The sequence below is a fragment of the Bradyrhizobium sp. 21 genome (genome assembly GCF_023073335.1).
GTDB lineage: Bacteria > Pseudomonadota > Alphaproteobacteria > Rhizobiales > Xanthobacteraceae > Bradyrhizobium.
The window spans coordinates 285,435-307,842 of record NZ_JADPJG010000035.1 but is presented as its reverse complement, the minus strand read 5'-3'; the positions used below and the strand labels follow the sequence as shown (position 1 = coordinate 307,842).

The 22,408-nt window shown below is 65.6% G+C and carries 19 protein-coding genes and 1 pseudogene; 10 read left to right on the top strand and 10 right to left on the bottom strand.

Features of this window, described 5'->3' with window-relative positions:
• Positions 1-907, top strand: a pseudogene (locus tag IVB31_RS30120) (phenylalanine--tRNA ligase subunit beta); the annotation flags it as partial.
• On the top strand, positions 904-1,674 hold the full coding sequence (locus IVB31_RS30115) for a sulfite exporter TauE/SafE family protein (protein WP_247331406.1): 771 nt from the start codon (positions 904-906) through the stop codon (positions 1,672-1,674). The pseudogene IVB31_RS30120 and the gene IVB31_RS30115, both read left to right, overlap by 4 nt.
• Before the next feature lie 159 nt (positions 1,675-1,833).
• On the opposite strand, the gene IVB31_RS30110 is transcribed toward IVB31_RS30115, so the two are convergent.
• On the bottom strand, positions 1,834-3,222 hold the full coding sequence (locus IVB31_RS30110; protein ID WP_247331404.1) for an FAD-dependent oxidoreductase: 1,389 nt from the start codon (positions 3,220-3,222) through the stop codon (positions 1,834-1,836).
• A gap of 192 nt (positions 3,223-3,414) precedes the next feature.
• Here IVB31_RS30110 and IVB31_RS30105 point away from each other — a divergent pair, with 192 nt between their 5' ends.
• Positions 3,415-4,395 carry a YiiX/YebB-like N1pC/P60 family cysteine hydrolase gene (locus IVB31_RS30105; protein WP_247331401.1) on the top strand — a complete coding sequence of 327 codons (981 nt, stop codon included), beginning with the start codon at positions 3,415-3,417 and terminating at the stop codon, positions 4,393-4,395.
• A 196-nt stretch (positions 4,396-4,591) separates the two neighbouring features.
• Here the strand turns inward: IVB31_RS30105 and IVB31_RS30100 are convergent, their stop codons facing one another.
• Positions 4,592-4,867, bottom strand: a complete 276-nt coding sequence (locus IVB31_RS30100; protein ID WP_247331399.1) for a metal-sensitive transcriptional regulator — start codon at positions 4,865-4,867, stop codon at positions 4,592-4,594.
• A gap of 50 nt (positions 4,868-4,917) precedes the next feature.
• Here IVB31_RS30100 and IVB31_RS30095 point away from each other — a divergent pair, with 50 nt between their 5' ends.
• Both IVB31_RS30095 and nikR read left to right on the top strand, forming a co-directional pair.
• Positions 4,918-7,356, top strand: a complete 2,439-nt coding sequence (locus IVB31_RS30095) for a heavy metal translocating P-type ATPase (protein ID WP_247331397.1) — start codon at positions 4,918-4,920, stop codon at positions 7,354-7,356.
• A 51-nt stretch (positions 7,357-7,407) separates the two neighbouring features.
• The gene (gene nikR, locus IVB31_RS30090) at positions 7,408-7,851 is read left to right on the top strand and encodes a nickel-responsive transcriptional regulator NikR (protein ID WP_247331395.1); all 444 of its coding nucleotides are present in this window, start codon (positions 7,408-7,410) and stop codon (positions 7,849-7,851) included.
• A gap of 43 nt (positions 7,852-7,894) precedes the next feature.
• Here nikR and IVB31_RS30085 read toward each other — a convergent pair whose 3' ends face one another.
• Together IVB31_RS30085 and IVB31_RS30080 are read right to left on the bottom strand one after the other, a co-directional pair.
• Positions 7,895-8,842 (bottom strand): hydroxymethylglutaryl-CoA lyase, encoded by a 948-nt coding sequence (locus IVB31_RS30085; RefSeq protein WP_247331392.1) that lies wholly within the window; start codon positions 8,840-8,842, stop codon positions 7,895-7,897.
• Positions 8,839-10,038, bottom strand: a complete 1,200-nt coding sequence (locus IVB31_RS30080) for a CoA transferase (protein ID WP_247331391.1) — start codon at positions 10,036-10,038, stop codon at positions 8,839-8,841. Before IVB31_RS30080 ends, IVB31_RS30085 begins: the two co-directional genes overlap by 4 nt.
• 111 nt (positions 10,039-10,149) lie before the next feature.
• Between IVB31_RS30080 and IVB31_RS30075 the strand changes: the two genes are divergently transcribed.
• Positions 10,150-11,082, top strand: coding sequence for a LysR family transcriptional regulator (locus IVB31_RS30075; RefSeq protein WP_247331389.1), 933 nt, complete (start codon positions 10,150-10,152; stop codon positions 11,080-11,082).
• A 155-nt stretch (positions 11,083-11,237) separates the two neighbouring features.
• Positions 11,238-12,656, top strand: coding sequence for an MFS transporter (locus tag IVB31_RS30070; RefSeq protein ID WP_247331386.1), 1,419 nt, complete (start codon positions 11,238-11,240; stop codon positions 12,654-12,656).
• 45 nt (positions 12,657-12,701) lie between these two features.
• On the opposite strand, the gene IVB31_RS30065 is transcribed toward IVB31_RS30070, so the two are convergent.
• Positions 12,702-14,345 carry a S53 family peptidase gene (locus IVB31_RS30065; protein WP_247331383.1) on the bottom strand — a complete coding sequence of 548 codons (1,644 nt, stop codon included), beginning with the start codon at positions 14,343-14,345 and terminating at the stop codon, positions 12,702-12,704.
• A gap of 470 nt (positions 14,346-14,815) precedes the next feature.
• Between IVB31_RS30065 and IVB31_RS30060 the strand changes: the two genes are divergently transcribed.
• Complete coding sequence (locus IVB31_RS30060; protein WP_247332317.1) at positions 14,816-15,556, top strand: sulfate transporter family protein; 741 nt, start codon at positions 14,816-14,818, stop codon at positions 15,554-15,556.
• Positions 15,557-15,562: 6 nt separating this feature from the next.
• Here the strand turns inward: IVB31_RS30060 and IVB31_RS30055 are convergent, their stop codons facing one another.
• From IVB31_RS30055 to nth, 3 genes are read right to left on the bottom strand one after another with little or no spacing between them, the layout of a single operon-like run.
• Complete coding sequence (locus IVB31_RS30055) at positions 15,563-17,191, bottom strand: MFS transporter (protein WP_247331381.1); 1,629 nt, start codon at positions 17,189-17,191, stop codon at positions 15,563-15,565.
• A complete protein-coding gene (locus IVB31_RS30050; RefSeq protein ID WP_247331378.1) occupies positions 17,178-18,311 on the bottom strand; it encodes an HlyD family secretion protein in 1,134 nt (377 codons plus the stop codon). Before IVB31_RS30050 ends, IVB31_RS30055 begins: the two co-directional genes overlap by 14 nt.
• A 46-nt stretch (positions 18,312-18,357) precedes the next feature.
• A complete protein-coding gene (nth, locus tag IVB31_RS30045) occupies positions 18,358-19,140 on the bottom strand; it encodes an endonuclease III (protein ID WP_247331377.1) in 783 nt (260 codons plus the stop codon).
• A 22-nt stretch (positions 19,141-19,162) separates the two neighbouring features.
• Here nth and IVB31_RS30040 point away from each other — a divergent pair, with 22 nt between their 5' ends.
• The gene (locus IVB31_RS30040) at positions 19,163-19,696 is read left to right on the top strand and encodes a DUF2244 domain-containing protein (RefSeq protein ID WP_247331375.1); all 534 of its coding nucleotides are present in this window, start codon (positions 19,163-19,165) and stop codon (positions 19,694-19,696) included.
• Positions 19,697-19,751: 55 nt separating this feature from the next.
• On the top strand, positions 19,752-20,648 hold the full coding sequence (locus IVB31_RS30035) for a bifunctional helix-turn-helix domain-containing protein/methylated-DNA--[protein]-cysteine S-methyltransferase (RefSeq protein WP_247331373.1): 897 nt from the start codon (positions 19,752-19,754) through the stop codon (positions 20,646-20,648).
• Positions 20,649-20,811: 163 nt separating this feature from the next.
• On the opposite strand, the gene IVB31_RS30030 is transcribed toward IVB31_RS30035, so the two are convergent.
• Together IVB31_RS30030 and dapB are read right to left on the bottom strand one after the other, a co-directional pair.
• The gene (locus IVB31_RS30030; protein ID WP_247331371.1) at positions 20,812-21,435 is read right to left on the bottom strand and encodes a 2,3-bisphosphoglycerate-dependent phosphoglycerate mutase; all 624 of its coding nucleotides are present in this window, start codon (positions 21,433-21,435) and stop codon (positions 20,812-20,814) included.
• A 25-nt stretch (positions 21,436-21,460) separates the two neighbouring features.
• Positions 21,461-22,276: a 4-hydroxy-tetrahydrodipicolinate reductase gene (gene dapB, locus IVB31_RS30025; RefSeq protein ID WP_247331369.1), complete on the bottom strand. Its 816-nt coding sequence runs from the start codon at positions 22,274-22,276 to the stop codon at positions 21,461-21,463.
• Positions 22,277-22,408 lie beyond the last annotated feature (132 nt).

The window sequence follows — 22,408 nt, the reverse complement described above, 5'->3', positions numbered from 1 at the left end:
CGCGCTGGCGGGCCGCGGCATCATCGAAGCGGTGACGTGGTCCTTCATCACCAAGTCCGCGGCAAAACTGTTCGGCGGCGGCCAGCGTGAGCTCGAAGTGGCCAACCCGATCGCGGCAGACCTCTCCGACATGCGCCCGACCCTGTTGGCGGGCCTGATCGCGGCGGCGCAGGCCAATGCCGATCGCGGCTTCGGCGATGTCGCGCTGTTCGAGGTCGGCCAGGTGTTCAAAGGCGATCGTCCGGAGGACCAGTTCTTGGCGGCCGGCGGCGTCCGCCGCGGCTTTGCCTCCTCGGAAGGTCTCGGCCGGCACTGGACGGGCTCGGCGCAAGCCGATGTGTTCGACGCCAAGGCCGATGCGTTGGCGGTGCTGGCCGCGGCCGGCGCACCGATGCAGGCACTTCAGATCGTCGCGGGCGGCCTGTCCTGGCTGCATCCCGGGCGCTCAGGCACCATCCAGATCGGGCCGCAGAACGTGCTCGGCCATTTCGGCGAGATGCATCCGCGCGCGCTCGAGGCGCTCGGCGCCGACGGCCCGCTGATGGTGTTCGAGGTGATCCTGGACCGCGTCCCCGAGGCGAAGAAGAAGCCGACCCGTGCCAAGCCCGTCATCGAACTGTCGGCCTTCCAGCCTGTTACGCGTGACTTCGCCTTCATAGTCGACCGCACCGTGAAGGCCGGCGACATCGTGCGCGCGGCGCAAGGCGTCGACAGGAAGCTGATCACCGCCGTCAACGTGTTCGACGTCTACGAAGGCAAGGGTATCGACGACGGCAAGAAGTCGATCGGCATCGCGGTGACGATCCAGCCGCGCGAAAAGACCCTGACCGACCAGGAGATCGAGGCTGTCGCCGCGAAGATCGTGGCGGAGGTGACGAAGAAGACCGGCGGCACGCTGCGCGGATGAGTTTTACGGACTTCCTCCCCAAGGACGTCAGCCTCACCATTGCGATGGCGCTCTGCGCCGTCGCTTTCGTTTCCGGCACCGCGCGCGGCTTCTCCGGCTTCGGCTCGGCGCTGATCTTCATGCCGCTGGCGAGCAGCATCGCGGCGCCGCGTCTCGTTGCCGCCCTGCTCCTCGTGATCGATTTCGTCGCGGCCGCGCCGCTGCTGCCCGACGCCTGGCGCAAGGCCGACCGCAAGGCCACCGCGGTGATCGTGCTGGGCGCGCTGGTCGGCGTACCCGTCGGCACCTATTTCCTCAGCGTGCTCGAGCCCGTCACCACGCGCTGGATCATCTCCTGCTTCGTCGCCGCGCTGCTGCTTCTGCTGCTGTCGGGCTGGCGCTATCGCGGCAAGGACCACGCCTGGCTCTCGGTCGGCATCGGCGGTCTCTCCGGCTTCTGCAGCGGCCTTGCACAGACCGGCGGCCCGCCGATCGTCGGCTATTGGCTCGGCCGACCGATCGCATCGGTCGTCGCGCGCGCCAACATCCTGCTGTTCTTCGGCGCGTCGGATTTCTTCTCGATGGTCAGCTATGCGACGACCGGCCTGATCTCACGCGAGTCGCTGGTGCTCTCGCTGATCGTCGGCCCGGTCTATGCCATCGGCGTCGCGTTCGGTGCATCGCTGTTCGGCCGCGCCAGCGAGCAAATGTTCCGAAGCATCTGCTACGCGCTGATCGCGGTGGCGGTGATCGCGGGGCTGCCGGCGCTGGATGGGATTTTGCGCTAAGCTATCCATTGTCGTCCTGGCGAAAGCCAGGACCCATTACCCCGGTCAGCGTTTATAGCGCGAAGCTCATAACCCTAGGTCTTCGCCAGACTACTTCCTGGGGTAATGGGTCCTGGATCTGCGCTGCGCTTGTCCAGGACGACGACTGAATCAATTACCCTACTGCCGCGGCGCCCTGCGCTTCTTCGTCGACTGCGTCGGGACATCGGCGGGTTCATCCTTCAACGCGCCGATCTTGCGCAGGGCCGCATCCGCTGCGCGCTCACCGCTTTCCCAGGCGCCGTCGACCGTGCCCCAGAGCGTCTCGTGCGTGGCTTCGCCGGCGAGGAACATGTTGCCGATCGGCTCGGCCAGAATCTTTCGCGAGAGTTGCCCGCCGGGCGAGGCCGCCGACATCGCCCCCATCACGAAAGGCGAGGCGTTCCAGCGCGTCGCGCTGACTTTCTGCACGGCCGCGGCCACCTCGCTGCCGAACAGTTTTGTGATCCATTCCCTGGCGAAGGCGGTCATCGCCTTCTCGCCCTGCTCGGAGAGATCGCGGCCGAACGAGCCGCCGACATCGATCGAGCACAGCGAGGATCCGCCGATATTGGCGAACATCAGCGCCGTGCGCGTCGAATTGCTCTGCTCGATCAGGATGTCGTCGCGCGACAGGCCCAACGGGTTACCCGGCAATTGCAGCACGATGTGATCATAGCTGCCGAGCGTGAGCTTCGAGGCGGCATCGAGCGTGCGCTTTGGAATGTCAGGCCCGAACTTGATCGCGCCTGATGTCAGCACATTGGTCGAGACCGTGATGATGGCCGCGCGTGCGGCGATCTTGCCGGCTTGCGTCTCCACGCTGACGTCGCGATTGCTCCAGACGATGCGGCTCGCCGGCGTCGCCAGCGCCACCGGCGCCTGCTCGCCGAGCTTGCTGATCAGAGTCCCCAAGCCCTGGCGGCAGGCGATCGCGGCGTTGCGATCCTGCGCGCGGGCCTTGTCGATCGCAGAAAGCTCCTTCAGATCCTTGCCGGCGAAGCTGGCGCCGAGCATAAACTCGGCCGCGCCGGCCCAGTCGCCGAGGTCCTTCGGCAGCACAGAGGCACAGGCGGTATCGAGCTTGCCGCGCGCGGCCTCGTCGATGGTGCGGTTGGCGCGCACCAGCGCCGCAAGGAATTCCTCGGTCTCGCCCGCACGCGCGTTGCGGCGCCCGATGCGCATCTTCTGTCCCGATGGCGCCGGCAGCACGTCGAGCCCCGCGCTGCGCGCCAGCCGGATCATCGGATTGGTGTCGGGATTGTGCATCCAGCGCGCGCCGCGATCGAACGGCGTGTCGAAGGTCGTGGTGTCGGTGATGCAGCGCCCGCCGATCTGCGACGCCGCCTCCACCACCACGACCTTGCGATTGGCCGCCATGATGCGCCGCGCCGCGGCAATTCCGGCAGCGCCCGCGCCGATCACGACAATGTCAGCCTCGCGCGGCAGGGGCGCGGCGGTCGCGCGCAGGACCGGCATCGCGGCAAGGGCCGCCGACGCCGATAGGAAGCTGCGGCGCGTGATTGTCATGTCATGGTTTCCGGAGACTTGCGGCGAACGGGAACAGCCAGCGAACCTTGCCGCATCCGATGTTGCACGGCAACCATCATGGTGAATCAATCGTGCTTGACCTCACGGAGCTATGAACCGAATTGCAAGACGTTTCGACCATGATAGAGAAGAGAAAAAGGCGGCCGGAAAAGGCCGTGGGGAGAGTTTGACATGGGGACGGTCCTGGACTCAGCCGGCAAGCTTATTGCCGCGTACCTCTCGAAGGAGGTGCCGGGCTACGAGCCATTCACGCCGAGCGACCCGGAGCACCTGCGCGGCGTCATCGAACCCGGCGACGTGCTGCTGGTCGAGGGCAACAACCGCATTTCCGGCATCATCAAATATCTGACGCAGTCGACCTGGTCGCATGCCGCGCTCTATGTCGGCCCGATCGAGGGTGCCGAGGAGCCCGACGGCGAGCCCCACGTGCTGATCGAGGCCAATATCGGTGAAGGCGTCACCTCCGCGCCGCTGTCGAAATATTTCCCCTATCACACCCGGGTCTGCCGCCCGGTCGGGCTGTCCTATGAGGACCGCACCACGGTCTGCCGCTATGCGATCAACCGCATCGGCTTCGGCTACGACACCAAGAACATCGTCGACCTGATGCGCTTCCTGTTCCCGCTGCCGATCCCGCAGCGCTGGCGGCGCCGCATGATCTCGATCGGCTCTGGCGATCCGACCAAGATCATCTGCTCGGCGCTGATCGCGCAGGCGTTCGACGCCGTGCGCTATCCGATCCTGCCCAAGATCACCAAGGCCGGCAGCCGTGCTGCCCGCCGCGAGATCCTGCACATCCGCGATTCCTCGCTCTACATGCCCCGCGACTTCGACATCTCGCCCTATTTCGAAGTCGTCAAACCCACCATCGTGCACGGTTTCGACTACACCGCGCTGCACTGGGCCGACAAGCAGAAGCCGCTCGAGGAGGTAGCAGGCTCATTCGGGGTGTTTCCAGAAACGCTCAGTGCGCCGCCGCTCGTTCCTGAAGCGGCTGACGAAGAGGCGCCGGATCAAATTCCGGCTGGGCAAGTGATGCGTAAGGCGGCTGCGGAGATGAGCGTCGCCTTCTCCGAGCATTTTGTGCTGCTGAACGAGCTCGCGAGGTACCGCGCACGGGGATACGAACACGCGAGCGAGATCGCGGCGTAAATTGCCCAACGTCGTCCTGGCGAAAGCCAGGACCCATTACCCCAGGGAGCAGTTTGACGAAGATTCGTCGTTCGGTACGATGACCGGACGCACTCGATAGATTCCGCGGTATGGGTCCTGGCTTTCGCCAGGACGACGCTGGAGGAGATAGCGCGCGCGCGTCCATCTCCACCGTCATCGCAATGACAGGAAAAACCTACCGCTCCGACCGACCGATCACCGCCATCAGCTCCGCGATCTTCTCGCGCTGATCGGCCTTGTCGCCGCTCGCGATCGCATGCTCGACGCAATGGGCGACGTGGTCTTTCAAAACCTCTTCCTCGACCCGGCGCAGCGCCGCGCGCACCGCCGAGATCTGCGTCACGATGTCGATGCAGTAGCGGTCATCCTCGACCATTTTCGAGAGGCCGCGAACCTGCCCCTCGATCCGGCCGAGACGTTTTCCGACGGATGCCTTGATGTCCTTGCGCATGTCGACTATATACCCCCCCAGGGTATAAGTTGCAAGGCCGGAGCATGGCAATGAACGACGCGGATCACGAGCATCATCACAACGCGGAAACGCATTCCGGATGCGGCTGTTCCAGCAAGGCTCCGCCGGCCGCCAAACCCGCGACCTCCTCTTGCTGCGGCGGACACGGCGATCACACGCACGACCATGGCGACGCCGCGACAAAAGTCGTCGATCCCGTCTGCGGCATGACGGTCGATCCCGTGACCTCGAAGCACCGGTTCGACCATCATGGCAAAACCTTCCACTTCTGCTCGGCCGGTTGCCGCACCAAATTCGCCGCCGATCCCGCAAAATATCTCGCGAAGGAAAAAGAGAGCGACCCCGAGATGCCCGCGGGCACGATCTACACCTGCCCGATGCATCCGGAGATCCGGAAGGTCGGACCCGGGACCTGCCCGATCTGCGGCATGGCGCTGGAGCCGGAGGTCGCGAGCCTGGAGACGGGGCCCAATCCGGAGCTCGCCGACATGACGCGGCGATTCTGGATTGGCGGTGCGCTGGCGCTGCCGGCGGTGGTGCTGGAGATGGGCGGCCATCTCGCGGGCCCGCACAACTGGATCGATGCGACGCTGTCGAACTGGATCCAGCTCGTCTTCGCCACGCCCGTGGTGCTGTGGGCCGGCTGGCCCTTCTTCGTGCGCGGCTGGCAGTCGATGCTGACGCGCAACCTCAACATGTTCACGCTGATCGCGATGGGCACCGGCGTCGCCTATGTCTACAGCATCATCGGCACCATCGCGCCGCAGATCTTCCCGGCCACCTTCCGCGGCCATGAAGGCGCGGTCGCGGTCTATTTCGAGGCCGCGGCCGTCATCACCGTGCTGGTGCTGCTCGGGCAGGTGCTGGAGCTGCGCGCCCGCGATGCGACGTCGGGTGCGATCAAGGCGCTGCTGCAGCTCGCGCCGAAGACCGCGCGCCGCGTCGATGCTGACGGCGGCGAGCACGAGGTCGAGATCGACGCGCTTCATGCCGGAGACCGCTTGCGCGTGCGCCCGGGCGAAAAAGTGCCCGTCGACGGTGTCATTCTGGAAGGCCGCTCCGCGCTCGACGAATCGCTGGTGACAGGCGAATCCATGCCGGTGACCAAGGAGAGCGGCGCAAAAGTGATCGCCGGCACGCTCAACCAGTCGGGCAGCTTCATCATGCGCGCGGACAAGGTCGGGCGCGAGACGCTGCTGGCGCAGATCGTGCAGATGGTCGCGGACGCGCAACGCTCGCGCGCGCCGATCCAGCGCCTCGCCGACCAGGTCGCGGGCTGGTTCGTGCCGACGGTGATTGCCTTTGCCATCATCGCGTTCGCGGGCTGGGCCTGGTTCGGGCCGGAGCCGCGGCTGGCCTTCGGGCTCGTCGCCGCGGTCAGCGTGCTGATCATCGCCTGCCCCTGTGCGCTCGGCCTGGCGACCCCGATGTCGATCATGGTCGGCGTCGGCCGCGGCGCGCAAGCGGGCGTGCTGATCAAGAACGCCGAGGCGCTGGAGCGTATGGAGAAGATCGACACACTCGTGGTCGACAAGACCGGTACGCTGACCGAGGGCAAGCCGAAGGTGGTTGCGATCGTTCCGGCGGCCGGCTTTGCGGAAGACGACATCCTGCGCATGGCGGCCAGTGTCGAGCGCGCCAGCGAGCATCCCCTGGCAGACGCGATCATGCGCGCGGCGAAGGAAAAGCAGCTCGCGCTGGGCCAGGTCGAGCAATTCGATTCGCCGACCGGCAAGGGCGCGACCGGCAAGGTCGACGGCAAAACCATCGTGCTCGGCAATGCAAGATATCTGACGTCGATCGGCATCGACACCAAAGCGCTCGATACGGAGGCCGAGCGGCTGCGCGGCGACGGCGCGACCGTGATCAACATGGCCGTCGACGGCCGGCTTGCCGGCCTGTTCGCGATCGCCGATCCGGTCAAGGCCTCGACCCCGGAGGCGCTGAAGGCGCTGGCGGCCGAAGGCATCAAGGTGATCATGCTGACCGGCGACAACCGCACTACGGCCGAAGCCGTCGCACGCCGGCTCGGCATCGCCGAGGTCGAGGCCGAAGTGCTGCCGGATCAGAAGAGCGCGGTGGTGACGAAGCTGCAAAAGGCCGGCCGCAGCGTCGCGATGGCCGGCGATGGCGTCAACGACGCGCCGGCGCTCGCGGCGGCCGAAGTCGGCATCGCCATGGGCACCGGCACGGATGTGGCGATGGAGAGCGCCGGAATCACCCTGCTCAAGGGCGATCTCACCGGCATCGTGCGCGCGCGAAAGCTGTCGCAGGCGACCATGAGCAACATCCGGCAAAACCTGTTCTTTGCCTTCATCTACAACGCCGCAGGCATTCCGATCGCGGCCGGCATCCTCTATCCGACGTTCGGCGTGCTGCTGTCACCGATCATCGCCGCGGCGGCGATGGCGCTGTCGTCGGTGAGCGTCGTTGGAAATGCGCTGCGGCTTCGCGCGACGCGACTGTGAGCACCGCGGAAACCGTGTAGAACGGTATCAAGCGCGCGAGGGAGCATTGTGATGCAGCGAATTACGATCACGATCGAGGACGATCTGCTGGCGGAGATCGACGCGGCGGCCGAAGCGCGCGGCTACCAGAACCGCTCCGAGATCATCCGTGATCTCGCCCGCGCCGGCCTGCAGCAGAGCAGCGAGGACACCGCGCAGACCGGCCCCTGCGTCGCCGGCCTCGTCTATGTCTACGACCACGCCGCCCGCGATCTCTCAAAGCGCCTGGTGCAGGAATTCCACGGCCACCACGACCTCGCGCTGGCGACGCTGCATGTCCATCTCGACAACAACAATTGCATGGAGATGACGGCACTGCGCGGCGACGCCGGCGAAGTCAGGCATTTCGCCGACCACATCATCGCCGAACGTGGCGTGCGCTACGGCCGCGTGGTGATGATCCCGACGGGTGCGGGGAAGCAGGCGAAGCGGAAACAGGCGCACAGGCATGATTGATTCTTCTCCCTCTCCCCGCTTGCGGGGAGAGGCGAAGAAAATCTCACGCCGCCTTCGCCGCGCTCCCACTCGGCAGCCCCGCCCGTGCGACACCGCCGTAGAGCGCTTCGTTCGGCATCTCCTCGCGCAGGATTCTGCGCACCGCGATCAGCTTCTCCAGATCGATGCCCGTCGCAAAGCCCTTGCTCTCGCACAGGAAGACCAGATCCTCGAACACGACATTGCCGGTTGCGCCGGGAGCGAAGGGGCAGCCGCCGAGGCCACCGAGCGAGCCGTCGAGGATCCGCGCGCCTTCATCCAACGCCGCAGCCGCGTTCGCGATACCCATGCCGCGGGTGTCGTGGAGATGGATGCAGATCGGCTTTGACCCTGCGAGCTTCACCGCGGCGCGCGTCAGCTCCGCCACCTGCTTCGGCCCGGCATAACCGACAGTGTCTGCGATCGCGACGAAATCAACGCCGGCCTCCAGGCATTTGTCGACGAGACGGAGCACCTCTGCCGGATCGACCGCGCCGGTGATCGAGCAGCCCAGCGCCATCGAGATCGCCGCGTTCACCAGCGGCTTGTGCGGGCTCGCATCGCGCATCTCGCACAGCCGTTTCAGATTGGCGATCGCGGAGTCGCGCGAGCGGTGCGCATTGGCCTGGCTATGCTCTTCCGTCGCCGAAACCACCGAAGCGATCTCGCCGACGCCGGATTCGAGGGCCTCATTGACGCCGCGCTCGTTCAGCGCAAGCGCGATGCCGTGCGCGCCTGGCAAGGAAGCAACGGTCGCGACGACGTCGCGGACATCGACGAATTGCGGAAAGGTCTTTGCCGGCAGGAACGAGCCGACCTCGAAATGCCGCACGCCGGCGGCATATTCCTCGCCCACCCAGCGCTGCTTGGCGTCGGTCGACGGAATTTTCTTCACGAGCTGGAGCCCGTCGCGCAAGCCGACCTCGCGCAGGCTGACGCGCTCCGCGGGGTAGATCTCCAAAATCCGGCTCATGCGCGCCTCCCTGTTGTTTTTGACGTGACGTCTTGATTGTCGATCTCGACGCGAACGGCCGCGGTGTCGGCGCCGAGCGGCGCGACCTTCAGGCCTTCGCCGATATTGCTGCCATTCCACTCGATTGGCAGCGCCGGCACCCGGAACGGCTTGCCGTCGGCGGTGAAATTGTTGACGAGCCCGCCCGGCCGCAGCACATGCGGATCGGCGAAAAGATCCTCGGGCCGGTTGATCGGCGAGAAGCAGATGTTGAGTGCATCGAGCTTCTGCGACAATTTTGCCGCGTCCCACTGCCTGATCACCTCAACGGCGCGCGGAATGATCCGCCCGCGTGCCAGGATGCGATCGGTCGTGGTGCGCAAGGTGGGATCATCGAGGAATTCACCCAGACCGAACTCGCGGCAGAAGCTCTGCCAATGGCCCTCGGTGACGACGCCGATGAAGATGCGCTCGCCGCTGGCGGTCTCGAAGATGTCGTAGATCGGCCAGGCATGCTCGCGCTCCGGCATAGAGCGCGGCTTGTTGCCGGTCATCTCATATTCGACCATGTGCTGCGCGACCAGGAACAGGCAGTTCTCGAACAGGCCGATGCGGATGTCGGCGCCGTCGCGTTTTCCGTCGCGTTTTCCTGCGCGCTTCTGATAGAGCGCCGCGAGGATCGCGATCACGCCGAACATGCCGCCCATGATGTCGTTGGCGGACGAGCCGACGCGCTGCGGCTTTTCGCTGGTGCCGGTCATGGCGGCAAGGCCCGCCATCATCTGCACGACCTCGTCGAGCGCGGGGCGGTGCTCGTAGGGACCGGAGAGGAAACCCTTGTGGCCGGCGATGATCAGCTCCGGATGAAGGCGGCGCAATTCGTCCGCGCCAAGCCCCTGCTTCTCGAGCTGACCGTCGCGAAAATTCTCCAGGAATACGTCGGCGGTCGCGAGCAGCCGGTGCATGGTGTCGCGATCGTCCGGCTTCTCGAAATCCAGCACCACGCTGCGCTTGCCGCGGTTGAACAACGGGAAGAAGGCGGTGCCCATGCCCCCCAGGCTGCGGGTCTTGTCGCCCGCGGGCGGCTCGACCTTGATCACGTCGGCGCCGAGCTGCGCGAGGATCATGCCGCAGGTCGGGCCCATGACCATGTGGGTCATCTCGACGACGCGCACGCCTGCAAGCGGCAATCCGGCCGCCCGTTCTTCATTCGTCATGCGCGCGTCCCTGTTCATTGCCGGCTTCTGGCCAGCCTAGGCCTTCACAAGCCTTCTGAAAAATATAATCTCTCGAAGAGAGTATTCACCGTTCTAGAACGCTTGGGCGCCATGGACCTACGCCAGCTCCGCTATTTCATCGCCGTCTACGAACAGCGGAACCTGTCGCGCGCGGCCGACCAGGTCAACGTCGCGCAGTCCGCGCTGAGCCACCACATCTCGAATCTCGAAGCCGAGTTTGCAACGCCGCTGTTCGAGCGCAAGTCGCGTGGCATGGAACCGACCGCTGCCGGCGAACGGCTGTACGAGCATGCCCGCATCATCCTGCGCGCGATGGCGGAAGCCGAGACCGAGGTCCGCGAGGGTGCCCGCGTCATTGCCGGCGACATCTCCATCGGCATGGCGAATTCCGGCGTCAAGGCGATCGGCGTCGAGCTGATGCGCACGGTGCTCACCAAATATCCCAAGCTCAAACTGTCGCTCACCGAAAGCCTGTCCGGCGCGACGCTGATGCATCTCATGGTGTCCAACGTCGATCTGGCGCTGGTCTACAATCCGCCGTCGGAGAAGGAGCTGATCACGGAAGCCGTCCTGGAAGAGGAAATGTTCTGCGTCGGCATTCCAAAGCTGGTCGGCAAGGGCAAGGCCCCGATCCGCTTCGAGGAGCTGAACCGGTTGCCGCTGATCCTGCTCCGCTACGGCCTCGGTCTGTCCTCGCGCGCGCTACTGGACGATCCGGTCCTGCTCAAGCGGCTGGAAAGCAGCGCCATCCTGCACGCCAACTCGATCACAGGCATGACCGGCGCGCTGGTGGAGGGACTGGGCTGCACCATCGCGACAAAACTGTTCGCGCGGGAAGAGCTGGCGGCTGGCCGCCTGGTCGCACGCGAGGTGATCGAGCCGAAGCTGACCCGTACGCTCTATCTCTGCCGCCTGCGCAACCGTCCGATGACCTATGCCATGGAAGAGATGCGCCGACTGATGCTGGCATTGATCGCCGAGCAGGTGCGCAGCGGCGGCTGGCAGGCGACGCTGGTGGATTAGAGCGGCGAGTTCGCGTTTCTCGAACGCTTCCTTCGATATGTTCGTCTGGATTTCTGGCTGGCAGCGGCCAACATGCCCCCGACCCGGATGCGCTTCTGCAAGAAAGCCGCCGGGACCAGCGCCGCCAGAAGCGTGCGCGTCACGGGGAGGAACTCATGAGCGTCGTCGGCATCGACACGGGCATCGAACTCGGCACCGCATCCGCAGCACCGGATGACATCTCGCGGAGGCTCGAGGCCATGCCAGGGACATCCTATGTCTGGCGCCTGGTCATCCTGCTCTCGCTCGGCGGCTGCTTCGAGATCTACGATCTGTTCCTCACCGGCTACATCGCGCCGGGCCTGAACCGCAGCGGGCTCCTGACCACGACGACGCACGCCTTCTTTGGCTTCTCAGGCATCGGCGCCTTCGTCGCTGCGACTTTTGCCGGCCTGTTCGTCGGCACCTTCTTCCTCGGCTTCCTCGCCGACCGTTTTGGGCGGCGCGCGATCTTCACCTATGCGTTGCTCGGCTACACCACGGCCTCGGTGATCATGGCCTGCCAGACCTCTTCGGAAGGCCTGTTGTTCTGGCGCTTCCTCGCCGGCATTGGCATCGGCGTCGAGGTCATCACCATCGATGCCTACATCACCGAACTCGTGCCGAGCCGGATGCGCGGCCGCGCTTTCGCGGTGAATCAGTCGATCATGTTCATCGCGGTGCCCGTCGTCGCCGCGCTCGCCTGGTGGCTGGTGCCGCTTTCGCCTTTCGGCGTCGACGGCTGGCGCTGGGTGGTGCTGATCGGGGCTGCCGCGAGCATGATCGTCTGGGTGCTGCGGCTGTTTCTGCCCGAAAGCCCGCTCTGGCTGGCCCGCCATGGCCGCAGCGCGGAGGCCTATCGCATCCTGGCCGCACTGGAAGCCGCCGGCGGCAACACTGCCGCGATGCGCCCTGTGCCGTCATCCGCGCGGACGGTGACGCACTCGGCCACGAACGTCGGCTTCGCCGATCTGTTCCGCCCGCCTTATCTCTCTCTCGTCATCCTCTTCATGGTGTTCAACCTCTGCCAGGCCTTCGGCTTCTACGGCTTCGCCAATTGGGTGCCGACGCTGCTGGTCGAGAAGGGCATCAACGTCACCAAGAGCCTGCAATATGCCTTCATCGTCGCCTTCGCCTATCCGATCGCGCCGCTACTGGCATCGAGCTTCGCCGACAAGTTCGAACGGCGATGGATCATTGCCGGTGCGTGCGTCGCCATCATCGTCTTCGGCATGGCGTTCGCGCAGCTGACCGAGCCTGTGCTGCTGATCATCTGCGGTGTGCTGCTGACCGCCTGCAACACCACGATGTCCTATGCTTACCACGCCTACCAGACCGAAGTGTTTCCGACCCAGATCCGGGCGCGCGCCTCCGGCCTCGTCTATTCGATGAGCCGGCTGAGCGCGACGTTCTCGGGCTTCATCGTCGCCTACATGCTGAAGGAAGCCGGCGTCACCGGCGTGTTCGGCCTGATCACCGCGGCGATGCTGATCGTGGTGATCGCCATGGCGCTGTTCGGCCCGAACGTGCGCGGCAAGCCGCTGGACGTGGTGTGAGCCTCTCCCCGTAACAACGGGGAGAGGAAGAGGAAAGAGTCTGGATCACGCCGCCAGCAAGTTCTGCAACGCCGCGCCATCGGGGACGCCGAGACCTGTACAGGGATCCCAGCCGGAGCCGGCCTTGTACATGCCGTGCAAGTCGCCGGTGATGTCGTTGTTGCCGGACGTGATGTCGCGGAACGCGCCTTGCGCGTGCGAGGCGTAGATCAGCGGGTTGATGAAGCCGACGGTCTTGCCGAATTTCTTCATCGTGGCCTCGTTGATGCGGGCGATCAGTCCAGCCATCAATGGCGCCACCGCGCTGGTGCCGCCGATCGTGGTGCCGACGCCGTTGAGGAAGATCTCGTAGCCGGTCGCGGGATCGGCGTCGCCGGCGACGTCAGGCACGCCGCGGCCGCTGCGATGCGCCGGCGATTTCGGCACGTGCGCGTTGGCCTGGTATTTCGGCTGCGCGAACATGACGCTGACGCCGCCACCGCCGGCGCCGCCCTGCGGGCCGCCATTCCAGACCACCTCGTTGATCTGGCCATTCGTCGCCCTGAGATTGGTGCCGCCGCAGGCGAGCGCGAAGGGGCTCGAGGCCGGGAAGTCCGCGTGCGGCTTGCCGTCCCAATCCTGGCCCATGTCGGCCGAGCCATTGTCGCCCGAGGCAACACAGACGGTGACGCCCATCGCGGCGGCGTCGCGGATCGCCTCGTTGAGGCCGTCGGCGAATTGCTGCGAGCCGTCCTGGTCTTCCGGCCCGCCCCAGCTGATCGAGATCACCGAGGGTTTTCGCGCGGTGTCGTGGACGGCGGCCTTCACCGCGTCGATGAAGCCGTTGGTGGTGTTGGGCGCGAAATAGACCACGATCTTGGCGCCGGGCGCGATGGCGCCGGCCACTTCGATGTCGAGCACGACCTCACCGTCCGCGTCGGAATGACCCGGCTTGTTGGCGCCGCCGTCGACGCTCGCGGGCGCGATCTTCGGCATCGGGATGCCCGCCTTCTTGAAGAAGGTGCGCAAGTCCGACGTCTTGTAGCCCGCCCCCGTCGGATGGCCCTTCTGGTCGATGTCGTTGAGCTCGATGATGGCGATGCACTGGCCGGCACCGGTCTCGCCGCCAGGGAAATTGTAGAGCTGGGCGATCTCCTCGACCGAGAAGCTGCCACCCTGCGCTGCGCGCGCCGTCGCGCCCTTCCCGGTGACCTTGCGCCGGAAGTGCGGCTGCGCCACCGGCCGGTTGTCGAGGCCATGCACGCCGACAACGATCCCTTCGAGCTCGGCCGGGATCTGCACGCTGCCTTTGCGCATGCGATAGGTCGCGCCCTCGTGGCGCACCTTGTTGAGCTTGACGCCGAAGGCTGCACTGAGCGCCTTCACAGTGCCGGTCAGCTTCACCGTGCGGGACGCCAGGTGCACGCTCTTGACGTTGAGATCGTGATGGTGCGCGAAATCGTCGATGCTGGCGACGTCGCCGGGGTCGGCGCCCATCTCCTCGGCGAACTCGGCACGCGAGAGATATTTTCGCTCGCGCGGCGGTTGCGCGCCGAGCGCCATCACCTGCTCGTCGTCCGCGCGCTTGGCACGCAGGCGGACGCTGATCTCGATTTCCTGCTTGGGATCGGCCGCGCCAACGAGTTTGGCCCCCTTCGGCAACTTCCGTGCGCTGTTCATCAACGCGACACGCTTGGTCGAGCTTGCCATGACTTCCTCCGTTTGTGATTGGAAGGCGGATTGTCGCACCTCAACTATAGGTGTAATCTCACACACCAATTGGTTCAGGCATTGAGCGATATTTTTTCAAAAGACCTCTTGTTTGGCAGGGCAGAACCTCGACAGCCTCACATCGGCACAGAATTGGTCAGCGGTCACGACCGTTCGACGCCGAAGATTGCGATTTAAGATTGCAGGCGTCGGATCACCGGGCCGGCAGCGGAAGTTGGCTGACTGCAAAGGGGTTTGAGCGAAATCTCGGTTTCGATCCGATCACGCCGCCGCCGCGCGAGACCTTCGCGGTGAAGCGCATGGCGGACGCCGCGGTGAAGGAGACCGCGAAGGTCACGACGGAAGGACTTGCGGAGCCTTGGGCCGCAGGCTGGACAAGGTCAGCCTCCCTTGCCGAGGCGCCCTGGGGTGTCTACTTCTCGCGGGTGGTTTTCCTGAGAGGTAGTCCCATGCTGGATGCCGCCGTAAAGGCGCTGTCGCAAATGATCTCGCCGCCGATGCGCTCGATCCTGTGGCGGTCGATCGGCGTCGCACTGGTGCTGATCATCGTACTGGCGATCGGCTTGCAGCGACTGCTGAGCTGGTTTGCGACCTATGGCGAGGCCTGGCTGGAGGGCCTGCTCGGGCCGGGCTGGCACGCGTCGCTCGAGGTGCTGGCCTGGATCATCTCGATCGCCGCGGGCCTTGGCGTCGTGTTCGGAGCTGTGTTCCTGATGCCCGCGATCACCTCGCTGGTGGCGAGCCTGTTCGTCGACGACGTCGCCGACATCGTCGAGCGCGAGCATTATCCGGCGGAGCGGCCGGGCGTCGCGCTGCCGGTCGGCCAGGCGATCTATGAGGGCGTCAAGACCGCGCTGCTGACGATCCTGGTCTATCTGGTCGCGTTGCCGCTGGTGCTGATCGCCGGAGCCGGCTTCCTGGTCTTCTTCCTCGCCACGGCCTGGCTGTTGGGGCGCGAATATTTCGAGCTCGCCGCGATGCGCTTCCGCTCGCCGGAGGAAGCCAAGGCGATGCGGCGCGACAACGCCGCGACCATCTTCACCGCAGGCCTGTTCATTGCGGCCTTCGTCTCGATCCCGATCGTCAATCTGGCGACGCCGATCTTCGCCATGGCCTTCATGGTCCACATGCACAAGCGGCTCTCAGGACCGCGGCCCGAGCTGATCGAGCCGGCGCGGCAGATGCGGTGATGCTGACTACCTCAGCGACATCCCGCATTTGCGCAACAGCATCCTGGCGAAGCCGAACGGCGCCGGCGTGAACGGGCCAGGCGGCGCCCGGGTGACCAGCGCGACGACGCCGAGCCCGGCCATCGCCACCCAGAAGCACAGCCAGAAACCGTCGATATAGGCGAGCACATTGGCCTCGCGCTGGACGAAGCCCGCGAGCGTGCCGACCGCGCGCGCCTGTGCCGAGCCCGCACCATGGGCCGCAAAATGGTCGGCGAGCTGCTTCAGCATGCGGACCACATCGACATCACCGACGCCGAGATTCTGGCCGAGATAGAAGGAATGGACCTGCTCGCGGACGCGCAGCCACGTCCCCATCAGCGCCACGCCGATCTCGGCGCCGCCGAGCCGCATGATCTGGATATAGGCGGCAAACGAGGTGGCGCGGCTCGGATCGGAATTGGACAGCAGCGTGATGATCAGCGGCAGCAAGGTCAGCGACTGCCCGATGGCCTGGAGCAGCACGATGCCGGCGAAATCCTCGCGTGCCCAATCATGGCTGAGCTGCGTGCCCCAAAGATTGGCGGCGGCGAAGCAGGCAAATCCCACGACCACCACCGCCCGCGTATCGAAATGCCGCAGCAGCCAGATCGAGAACGGCACCAGCACGAACATCGGCAACGCACCATAGGTGAGCAGCAACAGGCCACTCTGCTCCGGCCTGAGCAGGGCGATGGTTGCGAGGAAGTTCGGCACCAGCGACGCGTTGGACAGGCTGGTCAGTGTGTAGAGCAGGATCAAGACCAGCCCCAGACCGATATTGCGCGAGAACAAGACGTTCACGTGCGCCCAGGGCTGCCGCACCAGGGACTCGTTGACGAGGAAGCCCGCGACCAGCACCGCGCCGGCAATGATCAATGCCATCACCGTCCCCGACCCCAGCCAGTCAAGCCGATTGCCCTGGTCGAGGCCGGCATAGATCATCGAAACGCCGGCGCCGAGCAGCAGCATGCCGCCCCAATCGGCCTCGCGCAGCAAAGCGCGGTTCACCGGCTCGTTCGGCGTGCCCAGATAGACCATCAGGCCCATCAGGGGCGCGATCACGACGCTCTGCCAGTACAGCCATTGCCAGCCGAGATGATCGACATAGAAGCCGACCAGCGAGCTCGACGTATCAAGCGCGAAGCCGACGCGGATCGAGTAGATCGAGATCGCCGGAAGCCACCAGCGGATCGGCAGATTGCGGAACACGATCATCAGCGTCGCCGGCACGAAGGTACCGAGCAGCAACCCATGCACGACGCTGAGCGCGAGCAATGTCGGATAATCGTGCACGAACGGGATGATCAGTGACACCGCGGCATAGACGAGGCTGGGGATGCCGAGCACGCGGCGCAGGCCGAAGACGGTGGCAAGCCAGGCCACCGCGGGCGCGATGAAAATCTGCGAGCCGATGCCTGCGGTGGAAAGCCAGGCGCCCTCGTCGAAGGAGAGCGAGAATGCGCCGCGCAAATCGGGCAAGCCAATTGTGGTGAGGCGGCTGTCGAAATTGGCGAGGAACGAGCCGAGCAGCACCGCCGCCACGGCAAACAAGGGCTGAGGCGCGACGCCACCGCGCGAGAGCGGCCCGCGACCGGAATCGTCATTTTCCGCCATTGCCGGCCTTGGTGTCGATGCTGGTGACGACCGACATGCCCGGCACCAGCCGCGCCAGCAGGGGCTGGTTGTCGTCGAACTGGATGCGCACGGGAATGCGTTGCACGACCTTGGTGAAGTTGCCGGTGGCGTTGTCCGGCGGCAGCAGCGCGACCTGCGCGCCAGTCGCGGGCGCAATGCGCTCGACCCGGCCGCGGAGCTTCTCGCGCGGGAAACTGTCGACGGTGATCTCGACCGGCTGGCCCGGCGCGACGTGCGTGAGCTGGGTCTCCTTGTAGTTCGCGATCACATAGACCTTCGGCAGCGGCACCACGTTGATGAGGTTGGTGCCAATGTTGACGTAGTCGCCGGGCTGCACCTGGCGCTCGCCGACGACGCCGTCGAACGGCGCCGATATCTTGGTGTAGCCGAGCTTCAGCTTGGCGCTCGCAAGCGTCGCCTTGGTCGCTTCGAGATCGGCGGCGCGCTGCTTCCTGGTCCCCTGGAGAACCTCGAGCTGGTGCTGCTGGGCCGCGATCACGGCGCGGCTCGCGCGCACGTCGGCCTGCGCCTTGGCATAGCCGGCGACCGCCTGCTCGAACCGCTGCCGCGTGCCGGATTCGGTCTGCGTCAGCGATTGCTGTCGCTCCTGCTCCTGCCGCGCCTCGACCTCCAAGGCTTCAGCCGAGAGCCGCGCGGCTTGCGCCTGCGCGATCGTCGCATATTGCAGCTCGATCTGATTGGCCAGATTGTCCAGCACGGCTTGCGCGGCGGCGACCGCGGCGTCGGACTGCGCGACTTGCGCCTCATAGTCGGCAGGATCGATCTGGATCAGGAGATCGCCGGCCTTGACGCGCTGGAAGTCGGTGACCCCGACCGTCAGGACCTCGCCGGAGACACGGCTCGCAAGCCGCGTCAGCTCGGCGCGCACATAGGCGTCGTTGGTGGTCTGGACCACGGTGTTGCCGACCCATTCGTCGAAGCGCTGCGTTGCGAGCGCGACGAAGGCGAGCGCGACGATCACCGCGAACAGCGGAATCGCGAGCCGGCTCCACAGCGAGCGCGCCGGTGGCTGCGAGGACTTGGGCGGCGGGGCAGGCGCCGCGGCGGGCGGTGGCGAGACTTGTTCTAGTTGACTCACGACATGCCCCCAAACCGACCTTCCGAACGTAGATCTCGCCGCCGCCTCACACCGTCTTCTCCGGCCACCGGCAGAGATCGTTGATCAGGCATACCTCGCAGCGCGGCTTGCGCGCGAGGCAAGTATAGCGGCCATGCAGGATCAACCAATGATGGGCGTGCAGCATGAACTCGGCCGGGATCACCTTTTCGAGACCAAGCTCGACCTCCAGCGGCGTCTTGCCGGGCGCAAGGCCCGTCCGGTTGCCGACGCGGAAGACATGCGTATCGACCGCCATGGTGTGCTCGCCAAAGGCCATGTTGAGCACGACGTTGGCGGTCTTGCGTCCGGCGCCGGGCAGCGACTCGATCCCGGCGCGCGTGCGCGGCACCTCGCCGCCGAATTCGCTGAGCATCTTTGCCGACAGTGCAATGACGTTCTTCGCCTTGGTGCGGTAGAGGCCGATGGTCTTGATGTAGTCGCGCAGGCGTTCCTCGCCGAGATCGAGCATTTTCTGCGGCGTGTCGGCGATCTCGAACAGCGCGCGCGTGGCCTTGTTGACGCCGGCGTCGGTCGCCTGTGCCGACAGCACCACGGCGACCAGCAGCGTGAACGGATTGACGTGCTCAAGCTCGCCCTTCGGCTCCGGATTGGCCTTGCGGAAACGGCTGAAGACCTCGTGGACCTCGGCGGGCGTCCAGGGTTTTGTAGGCCTGGGTTTTGTAGGCTTGGGTCTCGTGGCCTTGAGCGACTTTTTCGCGGCGGCCTTTGGCTTCGCGACGACCGCTTTCGCCTTTTTCTTCGGCACGGGCGCTTTGCGCGAGGCCGGCTTGAGGGTGATTTTCGCCATGATCGGGATATACTGAGGGACGATGAGCACAGGCAACGAAATTGAGCGCGAACGATCTGCAGCCGAGGTCGAGCCTCGGATCTTTTCCGCCCTGCTGACGCCGCACCGCTCGCTGAACCGCACCGGCTTCCTCGCCGTGATGCTGTTCCTGAGCGTCGTCAGCTTCGTCACCGGCCTCGTCTTCCTGATGATGGGCGCGTGGCCGGTGTTCGGCTTCTTCGGGCTGGACGTGCTGGTGATCTGGTGGGCCTTCAAGGCCAATTTCCGCGCGGCGCGGGCGCGCGAGGAAATTACGGTTACGACGTCTGAATTGCGGGTACGGCGCGTCAGCCAACGCGGCCAGGTTGTCGAGTGGACCTTCAATCCGCTCTGGGTCCGGCTTGACATGGAAATCGACGAGGATTTCGGCATCGAGCATCTCTATCTGATCTCGCGCGGTCACCAGATCCAGATCGCCCGCTTCCTGGGACCAGACGAAAAGGCAAGTTTTTACAAAGGTTTGGTCGAGGCTCTCAACGCCGCCAAACGCGGCCCGACCTACAACCCAGTCTCCTGATTGCGGATCGGAAATCGGGTGGTTTCGGGCCGGCCGTAGGCCTACATTTCCGGTCATGATGACACTCGCCATAAATGATCAGCGCCTGGCCGGGCCGGGCTCCCAGAACGCCGCGATGCGCGACTATGATTCCGTGCGCCGGGCGATCGCCTTCATCTCGGAGAACTGGCGCACGCAGCCGGCCATCGAAGCGATGGCGGATGCGGCCGGGGTCACGCCGGATGAGTTGCACCATTTGTTCCGCCGGTGGGCCTCGATCACGCCGAAGGCTTTCATGCAGGCGCTCACCCTCGACCACGCCAAGGGGCTGCTCAGGGACTCCGCGAGCATCCTCGACGCTGCGCTCGACTCCGGTCTCTCCGGCCCGGGGCGCCTGCACGACCTCTTCGTCACCCATGAGGCGATGTCGCCGGGCGAATGGAAGAACGGCGGCGCGGGGCTCATCTTGCGCTACGGCTTCCATCACTCACCGTTCGGCACCGCGATCGTGATCGCGACCGATCGCGGCCTGTCGGGACTCGCTTTCGCCGATCCCGGTGAGGAACAGGTGGCGCTTGCCGACATGACGCGGCGATGGCGGAACGCCACCTATGTCGAGGATCACGAAGGCACCGCACCGCTGGCGCAGCGCATCTTCGACACAAAACTGTGGCGGCCGGACCAGCCGCTGCGCGTGGTCATGATCGGCACCGATTTCGAGGTGCGGGTGTGGGAGACGCTGCTGAAGATCCCGATGGGCCGCGCGGTGTCCTACTCCGACATCGCCTGCAAGATCGACAGCCCGAAGGCTTCACGCGCCGTCGGCGCCGCGGTCGGCAAGAACCCGGTCTCGTTCGTCGTGCCCTGCCACCGCGCGCTCGGCAAGAGCGGCACGCTGACCGGCTACCATTGGGGCATCACCCGCAAGCAGGCGATGCTGGGCTGGGAAGCCGGGCAGTTGGGAATGCAGTAGCTCTTGTCGTCCCGGCGAAGGCCGGGACCCATACCGCGTGATCTATCGGGGACGAACGGTGCCAGTCCCAAGCGAAGTCACGCCAACTGCAGTCTTCGCCAAACTTCTCCCTGGGGTTATGGGTCCCGGCCTTCGCCGGGACGACACCAAGGTTTGGATTGCCTTACGAGGCCAGATCCAGCTTCGACGCCACCGTCGAATCCGCGTTCAGCCGGTAGATGATCGGCACACCCGTGGCGAGCTCGCGCTTCAAGATGCCTTCGGGCGACAGCTTTTCCAGCACCATGATCAGCGCGCGCAGCGAATTGCCGTGGGCGGCCACCAGCGTGCGCTTGCCGTTGAGCACGCCGGGCAGGATCTCCTGCACGTAGTATGGCAGCGCACGCGCGAGCGTGTCCTTCAGGCTTTCGCCGCCGGGCGGCGGCACGTCGTAGGAGCGGCGCCAGATCAGCACTTGGTCCTCGCCCCATTTCTTGCGGGCGTCGTCCTTGTTGAGGCCGGAAAGATCGCCATAGTCGCGCTCGTTCAGCGCGAGGTTCTTCGTCGTCGGCAGGCCCTTCTGGTCGAGCTCGCCCAGAATGAGATCGAGCGTGTGCTGCGCGCGCGTCAAGACCGAGGTGTAGGCGACGTCGAACACGAGCCCCTGCGTCTTCAGCTTGCGGCCGGCTTCGGTTGCCTCCTTCACGCCAAGCTCGGTGAGGTCAGGGTCTTTCCAACCCGTGAACAGGTTCTTCAGATTCCATTCGCTCTGGCCGTGGCGCACGAGCACGAGAAGACGTTCGCTCATTGACTATTTCCGTTGCTTGCTTCGTTCAGAGATCAGCGAGGCCGAGCACATCGGCCATGGAGTAGTGCCCCGGCTTCTTGCCATGCGCCCACAGTGCCGCTTTCAGCGCGCCGTGGGCGAACAGCATGCGATCCTCGGCGTGGTGTGACAGCGTCAGGCGCTCGAACGGACCGAGGAAGCTCACGGTGTGATCGCCGGCGGCGGTGCCGCCGCGCAACGACGCAAAGCCGATGTCGCCGGGCTTGCGCGCGCCGGTGATGCCGTCGCGACCGCGGTCTGCATGCTCGTCGAGCGCGATGCCGCGGCCGCTGGCTGCGGCCTGGCCCAGCATCAGGGCGGTGCCCGAGGGCGCGTCGATCTTCATGCGGTGATGGGTCTCGACGATCTCGATGTCGAAGCTCTCGTCGAGCGCCTTGGCGACGCGCTTGACCACGGCGGCGAGCAGATTGACGCCCAGACTCATATTGCCGGACTGCACCACCACCGCGCGGTTGGTGACGCTCTTGATCACGGCGTTGTCGGAGCCTGACAGCCCGGTCGTTCCGACCACGTGCACGAGACCGCGCTCGGCGGCGATCGCGACATTGGCGAGGGTCGCCGCGGGCACGGTGAAATCCAGAATGCCGTCAGCGTCCTTCGACATCGCCCATAGATCGCCGGAGAGCTTGATGCCGTTGGCCGGCAGGCCTGCGAGCACGCCGGCATCCTTGCCGAGCAGCTCCGAGCCCGGCGCCTCCAGCGCGCCGGCCAGCACCGCGCCTTTGGTCTCGGCAATCGCCCGCGTCAGCGCCCGGCCCATCCGGCCGCCGGCTCCAGCAACAATCAAGCGCATGTCGGACATGGTGTGATCCTCTCAGGTGCGTTGTAGCGGCGGGAGGCAGTTCCGGCAACCGAGGGGGTCGCGAAGTGAAACGCGGCGGATCGCTCGCCCGCGGCCCCATCCTTCGAGACGCCCGCCTACGGCGGGCCCTCA

What these genes read in the sequence shown, in the direction of transcription:
- IVB31_RS30115 (WP_247331406.1), top strand. Translation starts at nt 904, where the DNA reads ATGAGTTTTACGGACTTCCTCCCCAAGGACGTCAGCCTCACCATTGCG.
- IVB31_RS30110 (WP_247331404.1), bottom strand. Translation starts at nt 3,222, where the DNA reads ATGACAATCACGCGCCGCAGCTTCCTATCGGCGTCGGCGGCCCTTGCC.
- IVB31_RS30105 (WP_247331401.1), top strand. Translation starts at nt 3,415, where the DNA reads ATGGGGACGGTCCTGGACTCAGCCGGCAAGCTTATTGCCGCGTACCTC.
- IVB31_RS30100 (WP_247331399.1), bottom strand. Translation starts at nt 4,867, where the DNA reads ATGCGCAAGGACATCAAGGCATCCGTCGGAAAACGTCTCGGCCGGATC.
- IVB31_RS30095 (WP_247331397.1), top strand. Translation starts at nt 4,918, where the DNA reads ATGAACGACGCGGATCACGAGCATCATCACAACGCGGAAACGCATTCC.
- nikR (WP_247331395.1), top strand. Translation starts at nt 7,408, where the DNA reads ATGCAGCGAATTACGATCACGATCGAGGACGATCTGCTGGCGGAGATC.
- IVB31_RS30085 (WP_247331392.1), bottom strand. Translation starts at nt 8,842, where the DNA reads ATGAGCCGGATTTTGGAGATCTACCCCGCGGAGCGCGTCAGCCTGCGC.
- IVB31_RS30080 (WP_247331391.1), bottom strand. Translation starts at nt 10,038, where the DNA reads ATGACGAATGAAGAACGGGCGGCCGGATTGCCGCTTGCAGGCGTGCGC.
- IVB31_RS30075 (WP_247331389.1), top strand. Translation starts at nt 10,150, where the DNA reads ATGGACCTACGCCAGCTCCGCTATTTCATCGCCGTCTACGAACAGCGG.
- IVB31_RS30070 (WP_247331386.1), top strand. Translation starts at nt 11,238, where the DNA reads ATGAGCGTCGTCGGCATCGACACGGGCATCGAACTCGGCACCGCATCC.
- IVB31_RS30065 (WP_247331383.1), bottom strand. Translation starts at nt 14,345, where the DNA reads ATGGCAAGCTCGACCAAGCGTGTCGCGTTGATGAACAGCGCACGGAAG.
- IVB31_RS30060 (WP_247332317.1), top strand. Translation starts at nt 14,816, where the DNA reads ATGCTGGATGCCGCCGTAAAGGCGCTGTCGCAAATGATCTCGCCGCCG.
- IVB31_RS30055 (WP_247331381.1), bottom strand. Translation starts at nt 17,191, where the DNA reads ATGGCGGAAAATGACGATTCCGGTCGCGGGCCGCTCTCGCGCGGTGGC.
- nth (WP_247331377.1), bottom strand. Translation starts at nt 19,140, where the DNA reads ATGGCGAAAATCACCCTCAAGCCGGCCTCGCGCAAAGCGCCCGTGCCG.
- IVB31_RS30040 (WP_247331375.1), top strand. Translation starts at nt 19,163, where the DNA reads ATGAGCACAGGCAACGAAATTGAGCGCGAACGATCTGCAGCCGAGGTC.
- IVB31_RS30035 (WP_247331373.1), top strand. Translation starts at nt 19,752, where the DNA reads ATGATGACACTCGCCATAAATGATCAGCGCCTGGCCGGGCCGGGCTCC.
- IVB31_RS30030 (WP_247331371.1), bottom strand. Translation starts at nt 21,435, where the DNA reads ATGAGCGAACGTCTTCTCGTGCTCGTGCGCCACGGCCAGAGCGAATGG.
- dapB (WP_247331369.1), bottom strand. Translation starts at nt 22,276, where the DNA reads ATGTCCGACATGCGCTTGATTGTTGCTGGAGCCGGCGGCCGGATGGGC.